Annotated in this window: 16 protein-coding genes and 1 tRNA gene; 14 read left to right on the top strand and 3 right to left on the bottom strand. The window is 40.0% G+C overall.

Annotated elements, in window-relative coordinates; translation table 11 throughout:
- The first annotated feature begins 14 nt into the window (after positions 1-14).
- The gene (gene eno, locus I6F41_RS04345; RefSeq protein WP_011327438.1) at positions 15-1313 is read left to right on the top strand and encodes a phosphopyruvate hydratase; all 1299 of its coding nucleotides are present in this window, start codon (positions 15-17) and stop codon (positions 1311-1313) included.
- Between the two features lie 409 nt (positions 1314-1722).
- On the opposite strand, the gene mutH is transcribed toward eno, so the two are convergent.
- Positions 1723-2394, bottom strand: a complete 672-nt coding sequence (gene mutH, locus I6F41_RS04340; protein WP_192531827.1) for a DNA mismatch repair endonuclease MutH — start codon at positions 2392-2394, stop codon at positions 1723-1725.
- Positions 2395-2820: 426 nt separating this feature from the next.
- On the opposite strand from mutH, the gene rppH reads away from it, so the two are divergent.
- From rppH to I6F41_RS04275, 13 genes are all read left to right on the top strand, one after another.
- A complete protein-coding gene (gene rppH / locus I6F41_RS04335; protein ID WP_008111786.1) occupies positions 2821-3339 on the top strand; it encodes an RNA pyrophosphohydrolase in 519 nt (172 codons plus the stop codon).
- A 28-nt stretch (positions 3340-3367) separates the two neighbouring features.
- On the top strand, positions 3368-5632 hold the full coding sequence (gene ptsP / locus I6F41_RS04330; protein WP_089367852.1) for a phosphoenolpyruvate--protein phosphotransferase: 2265 nt from the start codon (positions 3368-3370) through the stop codon (positions 5630-5632).
- A gap of 67 nt (positions 5633-5699) precedes the next feature.
- The gene (locus I6F41_RS04325; protein WP_089367853.1) at positions 5700-6509 is read left to right on the top strand and encodes a sulfite exporter TauE/SafE family protein; all 810 of its coding nucleotides are present in this window, start codon (positions 5700-5702) and stop codon (positions 6507-6509) included.
- A 12-nt stretch (positions 6510-6521) separates the two neighbouring features.
- Positions 6522-7325, top strand: coding sequence for a prolipoprotein diacylglyceryl transferase (gene lgt / locus I6F41_RS04320; RefSeq protein ID WP_089367854.1), 804 nt, complete (start codon positions 6522-6524; stop codon positions 7323-7325).
- Positions 7326-7335: 10 nt separating this feature from the next.
- Positions 7336-8187 (top strand): thymidylate synthase, encoded by an 852-nt coding sequence (locus I6F41_RS04315; RefSeq protein WP_011327444.1) that lies wholly within the window; start codon positions 7336-7338, stop codon positions 8185-8187.
- 23 nt (positions 8188-8210) lie between these two features.
- Positions 8211-9089, top strand: a complete 879-nt coding sequence (gene galU, locus I6F41_RS04310) for a UTP--glucose-1-phosphate uridylyltransferase GalU (protein WP_011327445.1) — start codon at positions 8211-8213, stop codon at positions 9087-9089.
- 319 nt (positions 9090-9408) lie between these two features.
- Positions 9409-10086: an SPOR domain-containing protein gene (locus I6F41_RS04305; protein ID WP_197107745.1), complete on the top strand. Its 678-nt coding sequence runs from the start codon at positions 9409-9411 to the stop codon at positions 10084-10086.
- A 125-nt stretch (positions 10087-10211) separates the two neighbouring features.
- Complete coding sequence (locus tag I6F41_RS04300) at positions 10212-10823, top strand: SPOR domain-containing protein (RefSeq protein ID WP_197107744.1); 612 nt, start codon at positions 10212-10214, stop codon at positions 10821-10823.
- A 179-nt stretch (positions 10824-11002) separates the two neighbouring features.
- Positions 11003-11656 carry an SPOR domain-containing protein gene (locus tag I6F41_RS04295; RefSeq protein ID WP_011327448.1) on the top strand — a complete coding sequence of 218 codons (654 nt, stop codon included), beginning with the start codon at positions 11003-11005 and terminating at the stop codon, positions 11654-11656.
- 51 nt (positions 11657-11707) lie between these two features.
- Positions 11708-12301, top strand: coding sequence for an LPS assembly lipoprotein LptE (lptE, locus tag I6F41_RS04290; RefSeq protein ID WP_197107743.1), 594 nt, complete (start codon positions 11708-11710; stop codon positions 12299-12301).
- Between the two features lie 13 nt (positions 12302-12314).
- Positions 12315-13007, top strand: coding sequence for a FlgO family outer membrane protein (locus I6F41_RS04285; protein WP_197107742.1), 693 nt, complete (start codon positions 12315-12317; stop codon positions 13005-13007).
- 11 nt (positions 13008-13018) lie between these two features.
- Positions 13019-13678 (top strand): FlgO family outer membrane protein, encoded by a 660-nt coding sequence (locus tag I6F41_RS04280; protein ID WP_193038488.1) that lies wholly within the window; start codon positions 13019-13021, stop codon positions 13676-13678.
- A 58-nt stretch (positions 13679-13736) separates the two neighbouring features.
- Positions 13737-13811, top strand: a tRNA-Arg gene (locus I6F41_RS04275).
- 427 nt (positions 13812-14238) lie between these two features.
- Here I6F41_RS04275 and I6F41_RS04270 read toward each other — a convergent pair.
- A complete protein-coding gene (locus I6F41_RS04270; RefSeq protein WP_197107741.1) occupies positions 14239-15687 on the bottom strand; it encodes a dihydrolipoyl dehydrogenase in 1449 nt (482 codons plus the stop codon).
- Between the two features lie 70 nt (positions 15688-15757).
- Entirely contained in the window at positions 15758-16486 is a 729-nt protein-coding gene (locus I6F41_RS04265) for a glutathione peroxidase (RefSeq protein ID WP_179807089.1), read from the bottom strand.
- Positions 16487-16509 lie beyond the last annotated feature (23 nt).

The following is a 16509-nucleotide window of genomic DNA, read 5'->3' as shown; positions in this document are numbered from 1 at the left end:
ATAGAGGAATCAAGATGTCAGTAATCGTAAAAGTAATTGGTCGCGAAATTATGGATTCGCGTGGTAACCCAACTGTTGAAGCTGATGTACATTTAGCTGATGGTTCATGGGGCCGTGCTGCGGCGCCGTCTGGCGCATCTACAGGGACTCGCGAAGCATTAGAATTACGCGATGGTGATAAATCTCGTTATTTAGGTAAAGGCGTATTAAAAGCTGTAGGTTTTATTAATAATGAAATCGCAACCGCTTTAGCAGGCCAAAATGCACTTGAGCAAAGCACTGTTGATCAAGTAATGCTAGATTTAGATGGTACCGAAAACAAAGAAAAACTAGGTGCTAACGCAATCTTAGCAGTATCGCTAGCAACGGCTAAAGCTGCTGCACAATCTAAAAAAGTTGAGCTTTATGAACATATCGCTGACTTAAACGGTACTCCGGGTGTTTACTCTATGCCATTGCCAATGATGAACATTATCAACGGTGGCGAACATGCAGATAACTCTGTAGATATTCAAGAGTTTATGATCCAACCAATTGGCGCTAAAAACTTCCGTGAAGCTCTACGCATGGGCGCAGAAATATTTCACAGCCTAGCTAAAGTACTAAAAGCAGACGGTCACTCAACAGCGGTAGGTGATGAAGGTGGTTTTGCACCAAACCTTGCATCTAACGAAGCGGCACTAGCTGCAATTAAAGTAGCTGTTGCAAATGCAGGCTACGAGCTAGGTAAAGACATTACATTAGCGCTTGATTGTGCTGCCTCTGAGTTTTACGACAAAGAAGCAAATATTTACAATCTTAAAGGTGAAGGCAAAAAGTTCACCTCTGAAGAATTTAACTTCTTCTTACAAGATTTAACTCAGCAGTACCCAATCGTGTCTATCGAAGATGGCCTTGATGAGTCTGACTGGGATGGCTTTGCACACCAAACTAAACTAATGGGTGATAAAATCCAATTAGTGGGTGACGATTTATTTGTAACCAATACTAAGATTTTAAAACGTGGTATCGACAACGGTATTGCTAACTCAATCTTAATTAAGTTTAACCAAATTGGTTCTTTAACTGAGACATTAGCTGCAATTAAAATGGCTAAAGATGCTGGTTTTACAGTTGTTATTTCTCATCGCTCAGGCGAAACAGAAGATTCAACCATTGCAGATTTAGCCGTAGGTACAGCCGCAGGTCAAATTAAAACAGGTTCATTAAGCCGCTCTGATCGTGTTGCTAAGTACAACCAATTGCTTCGTATTGAAGAGCAATTAGGCGATAAAGCACCGTACAACGGTTTAAAAGAAGTTAAAGGTCAGTAATTCTTTAATTAGAATATGATGTTTAAGCTTATAAATCCTCACTTTGGTGGGGATTTTTTTTGCCTAGGTAAAAAGTAAAACAGTAACCAGAAAATCAGAAGTGAGATAACTGTCAGTAACAGTTTAAATACGATTTTTAGGTGGGGTTTTCTATCTCTCTTTTTAGTTTAAATATGTTAAAAGTAGTGTGAAAAGACTTTAAGTGAATATATGCACAAAGAGGTTATGAGGCGCTACGCTTTAGAGAAGCTAAAAAGACTAAATAATATGTCTTGTCACTGCTCATTTACTCTCATTTTTTCTCTTTGTGCAAAAATTTTAAATGATTTACTCACAACGGAGTTTTTCAAGTTAGTTGCCGCCTCAAGTTAAATTTTATGCCGCCCTAATTTACTTCTATTTGTACAAATTAAAGTTGAAACTGCTGTTTTAAAATCTCGCCGGTAAAGCTGGTTTTTAAATAAAAGCCACGGGGCAGGGTTTTAATAATTTTACCATTAGGGCCAATAGCATCGGTTACTATTTTACTGTGCGCGGCTTTAGGGCGAATTTGAATTGCGTCACCTAAATGCCCCGATATTTCATCAATACGCCCTAGCGCAATAAGCTCCATTTGTTCTTCCCAATCGCGTTGCAGTAAAGCGTCTTGCTCAGGTGTGGGTTGCCATAAAAAGCCGCTGCCGATGATCCTATCAAACGGGGCTATGTCGCGCTCGCTGAGTATAGGTAACCAAAGTACATGGTTTAGTTTTTTACGCACGCTGCTTGCGTGCCAGGTCATGCCAGTAACGTTAATGAGTGGGGTTACCGACACAAAGGTGGTTTCTAGCGGCTTGCCTTTATAAGAAATTGGCAATGTTTTTAGCTCTATGCCTAAATCTTCAAAATCGGGCAGTGGTTTTGAGCCAGCAGTTGCGCCTAATACATATTCAATTAATTGCCCCGTCCAGCCTTTTTCACGGAGTAAATCGTCAGGCGTTTTAAAGTTATACTCATTGGCTAATTGGCCAAGGGTAAGCCCAGCAATATTATTAACACGCTGCATTAAGTCATTAATTGAATGTGGTTTTATAGGTCGCATACTGTTTATTTAAGTTGAATAAATACCATCGCCATGATAGCAAATCAGTCCAGCCGTGGATATCTTTGCCTTTGAGTGTTTTTTGTGCACCTTGGGTTTGGTGCAATTTCGCACACTTTAATAAACAGTTAAATAAATATAAGCCCATGAATTATAATGAAATTTAAAAATAAACTGTTCAGTTTTCATTAAGTGACACTAAGGTTGTTTGAATGAGTACACATATATAAACATGTTTATCCACAGAATCTGTGGAGAAATCCAGTTTTGCGATCTTATATTGTGGATTTGTTTGCTAAATGAGCGTGTTTTACAAAAGTTATGCACAAGCTGTGAGTAACCACAGTAAATATTCCAATATTGTTTGCCGTAAAGCAGGTAATGTGGAACAATCATTAAAAATCGACTTACAAATGAGGCACTAAGGTGATTGATGCCGAAGGTTTTCGTGCCAATGTCGGAATTGTAATTTGCAATAACCAAGGACAAGTGTTTTGGGCTAGACGTTATGGTCAACATTCTTGGCAATTTCCCCAAGGCGGTGTTGACGATGGTGAAACGCCAGAACAAACCATGTACCGCGAATTACACGAAGAAGTAGGCTTGCGACCAGAAGATGTAGAGATAGTCGCAAGTTCTAAACATTGGTTACGTTATAAGTTACCCAAACGATTAATACGCCGTGACTCAAGTCCGGTATGTATTGGGCAAAAACAAAAATGGTTTTTACTAAAACTACGCTGTAAAGATGAGGACGTAAATTTACTTAAAACCCACCATCCTGAATTTGATGATTGGCGCTGGGTAAGTTATTGGTATCCGGTAAGGCAGGTGGTGTCGTTTAAACGCGATGTTTATCGGCGTGTAATGAAAGAGTTTGCTCCTTTTGCTATGCCTTTTAATAAACGCGAACAGCAAAAAGATCATTGGCGAAATAAAAGGTAGTTAGTTTAGTAAATTAAAGGAGCAGGACATGCTGGCAACACTTAGGTCTATTGCAGAGTCGGTTTCGCAACAAGCGAATTTAGACAGTGCTTTAGCGTGCTTTGTGACAATGGTTAAAGAAGCCATGCAAACCCAGTGCTGCTCTATTTATTTTGCTGACTACAGCCAAGATAACTTTGTACTTATGGCCACCGAAGGGTTAAACCCCGATGCGGTGGGTAAGTTTAGAATTGGCTTTACCGAAGGCCTAGTAGGGCTGGTGGCACAGCGCGAGGAGGCAATTAATATTGCCTTTGCCAAATCTCATCCCCGCTTTAAGCTCTCCCCAGAAGTTAACGAAGAAGGCTATAACGCATTTTTGTCTGTGCCTGTGGTGCATCAAAAAAAAGTACTGGGTGTTATTGTAGTACAACAAAAAATGGCACGTGTATTTAGCCAAGATGAAGAATCGTTTTTAATTACTTTGTCGGCGCAACTTGCCTCACAATTAGCGCATGCTGAAATAAAAGAAGTATTGCGTCAAGATGAGTCTTCTCATCAAACCTCGGTATTAAAAGGGGTGTCGAGTGCTCCGGGTATTAGTATTGGCCATGCATTTGTAGTTATTCCTAAAGTTAACTTTAAATCAATTGAGCTTGAAAAAGAAAGCGATGTAAATGAGCAACGACGCTTATTTACCCAAGCCGTAGCGGCAACCCGAAAAGAATTTAATACACTATCAATGACACTAAGTGATTCTATTCCGCATGAGGCTTTGGCTGTTTTTGATGTTTATCAGCAATTACTCGATGCTAAAAGCTTAGGTCATAACGTTGAGATGGAGTTGCAACAAGGTTGGTGTGCAAAAAGCGCCTTAAAAATAGTAATTGAGCGTTTAATCGCTCAGTTTAATGCCATGCAAGACCCATACATAAAAGAGCGCGCGGTTGATGTTAAAGACATTGGCCTGCGAGTGTTGCACCACCTTGTTAATACCGAATTCGCAATAAAAGATTATCCACCCAATACCATACTTATAGCGCATACACTTACTCCAGCCATGCTGGCTGAGGTGCCTAACGATCGCTTAGTGGGGGTGGTGAGCATAAATGGCTCGGCAAACAGTCATGCGTCAATATTAACCCGTGCTATGGGCGTGCCTGCTATTTGGGGCATCGAAGATATTCCATTACTGCAATTAAATAGTAAACCAATGATTTTGGATGCGTTTTCGGGGCGGTTATATATTTCCCCATCGCAAATGCTAATTGATGAATACACAGAATTACAACACCAAGACAACTTACTTAATAATCGTTTTTTAGCCGAGCAAAACTTTACAGCGGTCACCCTTGATGGTGAACACATAAGTTTACTACTCAATGCGGGGTTGGAGTTAAACACGCAGCAAAACAGTGCCCATATTTGTGACGGCGTTGGCTTGTACCGCACCGAAGCCTGGTTTATGCAAAAAGGGCAGTTTCCATCGCAATCAGAGCAAGAAACCTGGTACCGAGAAGTACTTAACAGTTATTACCCTAATCCGGTAGTAATGCGAACGTTAGATATTGGTGGCGATAAAGTTCTCGATTATTTTAATATTACCGAAGAAAACCCCTTTTTAGGTTGGCGCGGTATTCGTATTAGTTTAGATCACCCTGAGCTATTTTTAGATCAGCTCAAAGCCATGCTTAAAGCAAATATAGGCTTAGGTAATTTAAAAATAATGCTGCCGATGATAAGTGGTACAGAAGAAGTAGACGAATCATTAGCTCTTTTTGAGCAAGCGTATTTTGAGCTGAACGAGCAATACCCAGAGCAAACAATTGAACGACCCGATATAGGTATTATGCTTGAAGTACCGTCGAGTGTATTTATGCTGGCAGACTGGTCTAAAAAAGTCGATTTTTGCTCAGTGGGCAGTAACGATTTAACGCAATACCTGCTTGCTGTAGACAGATCAAACGCGCGGGTTGCAGAGCTGTTTAACCCGTATCACCCTGCAGTGCTCAGAGTATTAAATAATGTGGCTCGTGAGTGCCAGCAATACGAGCTACCGTTTAGTTTATGCGGCGAGCTTGGCGGCGATCCTGAAGGCGCAATATTACTTATTGCCATGGGGTATCGTCGTTTAAGTATGAACTTATCATCATTAAATAAAGTTAAATGGGTGCTTAGGCGCTTACATGTCAGCGAAATGGAAGCATTACTTAAAGAGTGCTTAGCGCAATCGTCGGCTAAGCAAGTATTGCGTTTAACTCGCAGCTTTATGATAGAGCATGAGTTAGGCAACTTATTTTACACCCCAAAATAAATTCTCGTGTTAACTGTAATCAGAATCCATTAAGATACGCGCATAATAAAAGGTATATGGGATAACTATGTATGATCTAGGATTATTGGTTGCAAGTTGCGCGCTACTAGGCTGTGTTGTCGGATTTTTAGCCGGATTACTCGGAATTGGTGGTGGCTTAATTATTGTTCCCGTATTAAGTGCCTTATTACTCGCTTTTAATGTAACGGCTGTTGAAAACGTATTAGTTATTGCCATTGCAACATCGCTTGCTTCTATTTTGTTTACCTCTACATCTTCAGCGCTGGCTCATCATAAAAATGATAACGTGCCTTGGGTTATTGCACCTTGGGTTATGTCGGGCGTAGCTGTTGGCGCGCTAATTAGTGGCTTTGCTGCAAGCTTAATACCCGAGCAAATATTACGCACAGTATTTGCTGTAAGCGTGGTATTTATTGCTTTAAGAATGGTGTTATCAGCTCGCAATAAACCTTTGTCAGAAAAACCTTTACCGTCGGGTCCTATTCTAGGCAGCTTATGCGCCATTATGGGGGCACTATCTGGATTAATAGGTATAGGTGGTGGCGCACTAATAGTGCCTTTACTGCATTATTTTTCGGTTGATATTAAAAAGGCCATAGGCTGCGCTGCAGCATGCGGAATTGTTATCGCCTTTTTTGGCTCTATTGGTTATATCAGTGCCGGATGGCAGGTTACCGATTTAGAACACGGTTTTGCAGGGTTTGTATACTTACCCGCATTATTTGGGATTGTAATTACCTCGTGGTTTATAGCGCCTATTGGCGCTAAAGCAACCCACTATTTACCGGTTAATACAATAAAGAAAGTTTTCGCGGTGTTACTTGTTATCATCGCAATTAAAATGGTTTTTAGCTAAAGGTTTATTTTTATGGCACTGGAATTTCCTGTAATCGATCCGATCATATTTTCTGTCGGGCCACTGAGCGTACGTTGGTACGGATTAATGTATTTAATAGGTTTTGCATTTGCAATGTGGTTTGCAAATCGCCAAGCGGCAAAACCAAATTCAGGTTGGACTAAAGACCAAGTAGGCGACTTCCTATTTTACGGCATGCTAGGGGTAATTCTTGGTGGGCGTATTGGTTATGTATTATTTTATCAATTTAGCTATTTTATAGAAAACCCCCTATATTTGTTCAGGATAGATCAAGGTGGAATGTCGTTTCATGGTGGCACCTTAGGAGTGATAACCGCGGTTGTTATTTTTGCTTGGACACGTAAAAAGTCAATACTGCAAGTAGGCGACTTTGTTGCACCGCTTGTACCGGTAGGTTTATTAGCTGGACGTATAGGTAACTTTATAAATGGTGAGCTTTGGGGTCGAGTAAGCGATGTACCATGGGCTATGGTGTTTCCAACCGGCGGGCCGTTAGCACGCCATCCATCGCAGCTATACGAAGCATTTTTTGAAGGCTTAGTATTATTTTTAATTTTACAGTGGTTTATTAAAAAGCCTCGCCCTGCTGGTAGTGTAGCGGGTGTATTTTTACTAGGTTACGGCACATTTAGATTTTGTATTGAGTACTTTCGCCAACCAGATGCACAGCTGGGTTTATTTGCTGATTTTATCTCGATGGGGCAAATACTCTCGCTGCCTATGATAGTAGGCGGGTTAGGCTTATTAATTTGGGCTTATAAGCAAGCACCACAAAAAACAGCGGTAAAGGGTTAGAATAAATACCATGAAACAATATTTACAATTATGTCAGCGTATTGTTGATGAAGGCCAGTGGGTAGAAAACAAACGTACGGGCACACGCTGTTTAACCGTGATCAACGCCGATTTAGAGTACGATGTGGCGAATAATCAGTTTCCTATGATCACCACACGTAAAAGCTATTACAAAGCAGCTATTGCCGAATTACTCGGTTACTTGCGTGGCTACGATAGCGCGGCACAGTTTCGCGAAATAGGCTGTAAAACCTGGGATGCAAACGCAAACGAAAATAGCGCTTGGCTTAATAATCCGCACCGTAAAGGTGAGGACGACATGGGCCGTGTTTACGGCGTACAAGGGCGTGCTTGGCAGCGCCCAGATGGCTCAACGCTAGACCAACTAGCAAAAGTAATTAATAACTTAAAAAATGGTATAGACGATCGCGGTGAAATAATTAGTTTTTATAACCCAGGCGAATTTGAGCTTGGCTGTTTACGCCCGTGTATGCACACCCACACGTTTTCATTATTAGGTGACACACTTTATTTAACGTCAATTCAGCGTAGCTGCGACGTACCGCTAGGGCTTAATTTTAATCAAATTCAGTGTTTTGTATTACTGGCATTAGTGGCGCAAATTACTGGGCATAAAGCGGGTAAGGCGTATCATAAAATTACCAACGCGCATATTTATGAAAACCAGCTTGAGCTAATGCGCGATGTGCAGTTAAAACGCGAGCCATTTGCATCGCCGCAGTTAAAAATTAATCCAAACATTAAATCACTAAACGATATAGAAACCTGGGTAACACGCGATGACTTTGAAGTGACAGGTTATGAGTGTCACGAAGCTATTCAATACCCATTTTCGGTATAACAAAACAGATTAAGGAAAACACCATGAAAGCAGTGATCCCCGTAGCGGGCCTCGGAACTCGCATGTTACCAGCCACCAAAGCAATTCCAAAAGAAATGCTGCCGGTTGTTGACCGTCCACTAATTCAGTACGTAGTTAACGAAGCCGTTGCCGCAGGTATTAAAGAAATAGTACTGGTAACGCATTCAAGTAAAAACTCAATCGAAAACCACTTCGACACCAGTTTTGAGCTTGAAGCCACACTAGAAAAACGAGTAAAACGACAGCTACTTGCCGAAATACAGTCTATTTGTCCTAAAGATGTAACCATTATTCAAGTACGCCAAGGCGAGGCCAAAGGCCTAGGGCATGCAATTAACTGTGCAGCGCCAATTATAGGTAACGAACCATTTGTGGTTATTTTACCCGATGTAATAATTGATGATATGGAAAGCGATCTTAGTAAAGATAACTTGGCCGAAATGATCAGCCGCTTTGAGCAAACTCAACATAGCCAAATAATGGTAGAGCCAGTTCCAATGGCTGAAGTTGATCAATTTGGTGTTGTTGACTTAGGCAGTGTTGAGCTAAAACAAGGCGAAAGTTCGCCAATTCATAACATGGTAGAAAAGCCACCAGTTAATGAAGCACCATCAAACCTTGCAGTAGTAGGGCGCTATGTATTAAGTAAAAATATTTGGCCATTACTCGCTAAAACCCCGCAAGGAGCTGGTAACGAAATTCAGCTTACTGACGCTATTGCCATGCTAATGCAGCACGAAACTGTTGATGCATACGCAATTAAAGGGCGCAGCCACGATTGTGGTAGTAAAATTGGTTATCTTAAAGCAACTATTGAGTTTGCACTGCGTCGTGAAGAATTTGCTGACGAGTTAAAAACGTTTATTAAAACATTAATTTAACATACCTACTTTTTATAAAAGTAACTAAAAGACGCCTATATGGCGTCTTTTTTGTTTTATAGTCGTTAATATCGTAGTCTTTGGCGATAAAAACATTATAACTGCAGACACGCTGCAAAATATAATGTAACATTTGTGTTAATTGCTGTTTGATTTGTTGACTACTAAGCTAAAAAGTACATTAATTGCTTCAGTAATCATTGATATAAAATAAACTCAGTTATATATCCAAGCACAATTAATAAAGTTAAACGCTTACTTATAAGAATGTTTAACTGAAATGTAAGTGTACTTACACTACTTTCAGGGCAGCGAATGCATGTTTAAATATAAAAAAAATAATACTTTAATATTGAGTTTGCTTATACTCTTGTTTAGCACTGCTTGTGCAACTGCGCCCAACAAAACGCTATTAGCAGAGCCAATAAACGACTCGCCTGAATATGTGTCTATTACTGCATTAGAGCTGGCGCAATTAAAAGATGCTGCAATGCAATGGCAGCAAGCCCGCTCTGGGATTGAACGACTTTTAAAGCTAGAAAAAGATATTACCTATTTGGTAAACCATATAGATATTATAAATAGCAAAGCAATTGCGCAGTCTAATCAAAAAAATCACAACCAATATAATCGCCCCACGCGCAAACAACGCTACTCAAGTAAAGCTCAGCAAGCAATTAAACCAGCTTATAATACAAAGCCAACGGTAAAATTAAACACCCCAAAGCAAGTTTTTGCATTGCAAGTTGCGTCGCTCGATTCCGAAAAAGACTTAGTTAAAGCATGGCAAGAAATCAATGAGCAAGCTGCGCCGTTATTTAGAGATAAAATTCGCACCAATGTTGAAACAGCAAATGTTAATAATAAAACCTACTATCGATTAAAGTTAGGCGTGTATCAAAACTTTAAAAATGCCCAAGCCGATTGCAACGTGTTTAAACTTTATAAACTCGACTGCATAGTAAGTAACTACACAGATAAACCGGTAAAGCTGTAGTTATACCAACTAGCTTTAAATATAAAGTTGCTTATGCTTTATTTATCAATAGAATATGCAGCTTACCTAAGCTGCTTTTTATAAATTAATTATAAAAAAATAAACAAAAAAGGTTAATAATCCTAATGCTTTTAAAATGGAACTTTAAGCGCATTACACTAATACTAGGATTGTCATTAGTTATAAGTGCATGCAATACAACTAAGCAAAATGAAAGCGCAGAACCGCTTGTAAAACAAGGCGCAGTAAATGCGCCGCAAAGTATACTTATTAAAAAAGCAGATTTAGTTTTACTACAAGACTCTGCAAAACAGTGGAAAAATGCTCAAACTAATGTTGACAAAATAAGCCAGCTAGAACACAAATTAACGCAGCTAACAGCCACTCTTATGCAACAAATAGAGCAGTCAGAACCCCCCTTAAGCGAACCTAAAGAAACAATATTTAATTTAAATACTCGGTTAGATAAATCCCTAGCATTATTTTCTATACAAGTCGGTGCTTTTAAAAATCAGCCCGCACTTCATAGCGCATTAGCGCAATTAAAGTTAAAAGTCCCAAACATAATACATACTGAAACAGTCGTTAATATCGAGCCTGTAGTAGCTAACAAAGTTACTTTGTATCGATTAAAGCTAGGCTCTTATAAAAATAAAGCTGCAGCACAAAGCGATTGTAAAACCTTAATACAGCAGCAAGTAGCTTGTTTTGTGGGCAATTACACCCAAAAAATTTAGCGAAGTATGTTTTAGGTATTTAAAGCTGATTAGTTATAACGTTGAAACTCAATTTACCTGTGTGCTAACACATACCTATAAGTCGAGCTAAAATTAATACAGCAGTTAAAACCCAGCAATGCAGTTTGTAAGTTCAATGCTAATTTAATAGCCAAGTAAAAATTTAAAAGGCAAATAATATGATAAAACAACAGCTAATGAGATTGTTAAGTATTAGCCTAATTGTACTTTGTGGATGCAGTAGTAAAGTTAATGAAGCTCAAAACAATGTTACTACCACAAATAAGGTTAGTAATGAGGTTACTATTTCGGCAGAAGAATTAGCGCAATTAAGAGCATCATCTCAACAATGGCAACAAGCCAAAGCAGGCGTTAGACGTTTGCTTGTTATTGAACACGATTTAAAGTTACTTATTAGCCAATTAAATGAAGTAGCGCAACGAGAGTCGACAACACAAAGTAATCTAAAGCAAGAGGGGAGCAACCTAAATCAAGACACTACAGCGCCAGAAGAGGCTGTTAATGTGCAAGCCAAAGCAACCGTACAACCTAAAGTAATACAGCCATTGTTTGCCCTGCAGGTCGCATCTGTTACCGATTGGATACGATTAACCCAAAGTTATAATGAAGTGAAATCTAAGGCTACAAAACTATTAGCAAGTCCATTTATTGCCAACGTAGAAACCGCAAAGGTTAAAGGGGTTACTTTTTATCGCTTAAAAATTGGCGCTTATAAACTTCAAAAAAATGCAACGGCAGATTGCGATATACTAAAGCAGCATCAAGTGGGTTGTATTGTTAGTAATTACACAGAACAACCATTAAAATTATAAATAGGCATAGTAATTGCTTTGTTATTGTCATGTTTTTTGAGGATGGCAACTATGCGCCTTTTATTACCGTTATTATTAGTAAACTTAACAGCATGTAGCTTAACACCACAGCCTGAGCCAAGTGTGAGCACGCCTGCGCGTATAGCAACCATGGCACCTTATACGGTTAACGACTACGTAAATAACTTAACTTATCAGCTTAGTCACTTTAAAGGGCCTTTAAGCGGTAACTCTCGCATTGGGGTAAGCAGCTTTTATTACGCAAACGCGCTAGATTCAAAGCTTCCCAGCGGCCAAGCTGAGGGTTTAAGCCAGCAAATTCAAGAAAGCCTGCTAACACAATTCACTCAATTGGGATATAACACCGTTGAGTACCGTTTAAGTAATAATATAAATTTAGCATCTAACGCCGATAGCGCGCTTAGCAGAGATATAACTAAACTGCGCGAACGTCAGAATATTGACTTAATTATTACCGGCACAGTTACGCGCCAGCAACATGCTTACATTGTTAATGCCCGATTGGTTAATATTAATAATAAACACGTTTTATCAGCTGGCAGTACCGAAATCCCGATTAATGTAATGTGGGGCAGTGAAAAAGTTCAGCAACGCGATAATAATTTATATCGCAGCGAATACTAATTAGGAGCACAAAATGAAAAAGCTATTACTTACATTATGTTTGCCATTGGGCTTTGGGTGCTCACAAATGCTAACAGGCATGAACTCAGACACCACACAAAAAAATCAAAACAACTCAGTACAATTGGCTAATGGCGAGCGTGCAGTGGCAGCCCCAATGACCGACAATCAGGTATATCAGTCGGGGTTAGGGCAACATACTAATTATTCAAAATCGAGCACGCCATCACGTAAAAACATTAATCATTATGTGCGTGGCATAATGCAAAGCATGGTAGAAAACCTACAATATGTGAACGAAAAAACTCCACTGGCCGTTTCAAGTTTTGTGTTTTTAGATGATGATTACAACGACGCAAGTTTGTTAGGAAATCAAATTGCCGAAAGTTTCATGCATGAACTACACAGCTTTGGCATACCTGTTATCGACTTTAAAACTACCGATTATATGCGCGTAACCCCAAGCGGCGACTTTGTATTTAGCCGCGACTACCTTGAACTAAACCAAGATCAAAACTTTAACTATGTTTTAGCCGGTACTTTAGTAAGCCATCAAGGTGGTGTGCTTGTAAATGCACGTATTATTGGCTTAGCTAGTAAAGCCGTAGTAGGAACAGCGCAAGGCTTTATTCCTCAGTCAGTGGTTGATGCACTTAATAGTAGCTACAGAACCGATGGCATTATGCTTAAACAAGCCACTAAATGAGCGAGGCAATAATGGGTTACAAATTAAATAGCGTTACCGCATTATTTATCCTGCTAGGATTAGCAGGGTGCTCTACTGCGGGTAATAATAAGCAGGTTAAAACTAATAATGCAGACACTCATTTTGATGTGAATGCTCGTTATGAGCATGCACAAGGGCTGCAAACGCAGAGCGAATACGACTCGTCGCGACAATTTATGCCGTTAAAACATCATAAAACCTTGGTTAATTATGTAGAGCAAATGGCGCTTGATTTAGTCGACACCTTAGAGTCTGGTAGTGAGCTTGATGAGAGCATAAATATAGCGGTGACAAGCATAGTCGATTTAGATGCCACCCTAAATAACAGCAACCAGCTGGGTAACCAAATATCAGAAACACTCATTCATCAACTACAAAAGTTTGGTTATGGGGTGGTTGATTTTAAAACGAGTGATGCAATAAACGTAAATCGCCGTGGCGACTTTGTTTTTTCACGAGACATAAAAAACCTTAGCAAAAAGCATATGGCAAGCCATGTACTCGGTGGTACGTTAATATACCGCGCTAATGGCGTTACAGTGAATACCCGAGTTATAAACGTAAATAATAAACAAGTCGTTGCCAGTAGCCGAAAATTTATACCAATATACGTTTTAAACAAAGAAGATATCTACTTATCAAGTAATTAAACACAGTTTGCACTTGATCCAAAAAAGACAATGCCGTTATAATTTTAGCCTCAGTTTAGGCCTCTTAGTTAAATGGATATAACGGCCCCCTCCTAAGGGGCAGTTGCAAGTTCGATTCTTGCAGGGGCTACCAGTAAAATCAATGAGTTATGGGGTTGGTGCTTTGAAGTTCAAACTTTATCTAGCACATATGTAGCTGTGCTAACTCAGGCATTCATTTTCAAAAAAAGATTATTAATACTTCTGTATTTTAAACATCTAATTCAATTTATCACTTCAGTCGAATAAATATTACAGCACTAAGTTAAAGCTAGGCCGTGATATAAAAAACTTTATTCAGGTTTTGTCGCGCTGGCGAGTCGTGTTAAACGTAACATGGGTGGTTAATTTTTACGTAGGTTGGGTTGATCAAAGCGAAACCCAACGAAAAAGTATGTTATCAATTAATATCGCTGTTTTGCATTATCGATTGGCTGTCACTCGCTTTAAGTTGAGCATAAAAAAGCGAGTAAATAAATTTACTCGCTGATTATTTTTATTTGACCTTGTAAGCCCTAAGCCTATGCCCCTGGGCCACATTCCATACATGAATTTACAATATCTGGGCCAAATTTAAGTTTGGCGTTTAAGTCGCGCAGCGCTGTGCGTAGCCCTTCTTCGATCACTGGGTGGTAATAAGGCATTTCTAACATTTGTGGTACGGTCATTTTGTTTTGTACCGCCCATGCTAGTAGGTGAGCTAAATGCTCGGCTTGTGGGCCGATAAACTCTGCCCCTAAAAATAACCCTGTGCCTTGCTCTGCGTAAACACGCATGTGCCCTTTGTTTTTAAGCATGACGCGGCTGCGGCCTTGGTTTTCAAAGCTTACTTCGCCTATTTCAAAACAGTCGCAGCTGCCTAAGCGAGTGGTGATCTCTTTATAACTTTCGCCAACCATGGCTATTTGCGGGTCGCTAAATACGGCGGCAATTTTTGCTCTGCGTAATCCTGGTTGTACATCGGGGAAGCGTCCAGCATTTTGGCCAGCTATTAGGCCTTGATCGGATGCTTCGTGTAATAGTGGCAGCATATTACTGGCGTCGCCTGCGATAAATATATTTGAATCGCCACATTGCATTGTTTTAGCATTAGCAACAGGTACGCCGCGCTCATCAAGTTCAATACCGGTGTTTTCTAAGCCGAGTTTATCTGTGTTTGGGACGCGCCCCGTTGCGGCAAGTACGTAGTCAAATTGCTCGGTGTGTTTAGCACCTTGTTTGTCGGTGTAAGTAAGCTGCGCTTTGTTGTTTACTTGCATCATGTCGGATACGTTTGAGTCGGTATCAACAAAAAATTCTTCGGCAAATACGGTGTTTGCGTAGTCTTTTACTACTGGGTCGGTAAGGGGGCCAATTGCACCACCAACACCAAATAATTTTACTTTAACGCCTAAACGGTGCAGTGCTTGGCCAATTTCAAGGCCTATAACACCTGGGCCAAATACGGCTACCGATTCTGGAAGGTCGTCCCAGTCAAATACGTCGTCGTTTATAATTAATTTGTCGCCAAAATTATTAAATACGCCAGGGTATGAAGGGCGTGAGCCGGTTGCTATAACAAAGCGTTTAGCAGTAATTATGGTGTGATCATCTATTTGTATGCGGTTTGCGTCTAAAAATTTAGCATAGCCACGAATTTTGTCATCGCTTGGAAGCTCATCTACAGCTTCTACTACAAATCCGGCAAAGCGGTCGCGTTCGCTTTTAACGCGTGCCATCACTTCTTTACCATTAATACGTGGTGCAGAGCTATGTACACCAAATGCAGGTGCCATTGTGATTGAGTGCGCAGCTTCAGCAGCTGCAATTAATAATTTACTCGGCATGCAACCAACTCGTGCGCAGGTAGTGCCGTAAGGGCCTGATTCGATCATAAGTACGTTATTTGTAAATTGTTTAGCATTACGATAAGCACTTAAACCCGCAGTACCCGCACCAATAACAACAACGTCGGTTTGCAATTCTTTCATTATTTTTTCCTTATAAAATAGGGGCAACCAGTGCCCCTATTTATATTTACTAATTGAGCAAAATTATTAATTAAGCAAAGTATTTTTCTAAATCGTCTGAGCCACCAATGTGCTTACCGCCAATAAATACTTGTGGAACGGTTTCACGGCCAGATACTGCTTTAAGGCTTGTTAGTGATGCGCCTGAGCCCATAACAATTTCTTCAAATGCAAAGCCTTTTTCTGTAAGAAGCGCTTTAGCTTTTGAACAGAACGGACAACCAGGTTTAGTAAATACAGTTACTGGCTCTGGTTTAGCTTGCTTAGGGTTGATGTAATCAAGCATTGTATCTGCGTCAGATACTTCAAACGGGTCGCCTGGTAAATCTGGTTCGATGAACATTTTGTCGATCACGCCATCTTTTACAAGCATAGAGTATCTCCAGCTGCGCTTACCAAAACCTAGGTCGTTTTTGTCTACCAACATGCCCATGCCGTCAGTAAATTCGCCGTTACCGTCTGGTAGTAAAGTAATGTTTTGCGCTTCTTGATGCTCAGCCCATGCGTTCATTACAAAGGTGTCGTTTACCGATAAACATACAATTTCGTCAACGCCGTTTTGCTTAAGTACGCCAGCCAGTTCGTTGTAACGTGGTAAATGAGTAGACGAACACGTTGGTGTAAATGCACCCGGTAGTGAAAATACAACAACCGTTTTACCTTTAAAAATGTCGTCTGTTGTTACTGATTTCCATTCATCGTTTTGACGAGTTGCAAATGTAACGCTTGGGATTTTTTTGCCTTCAATATTGTTTAACATAATTTTTGTTCCTCTTGATTTGT

Origin of the sequence: Pseudoalteromonas sp. SCQQ13 (assembly GCF_015864415.1) — a bacterium.
Taxonomy (GTDB): Bacteria; Pseudomonadota; Gammaproteobacteria; order Enterobacterales; family Alteromonadaceae; genus Pseudoalteromonas; species Pseudoalteromonas nigrifaciens.
This window is presented reverse-complemented; position numbering and strand designations above follow the sequence as displayed.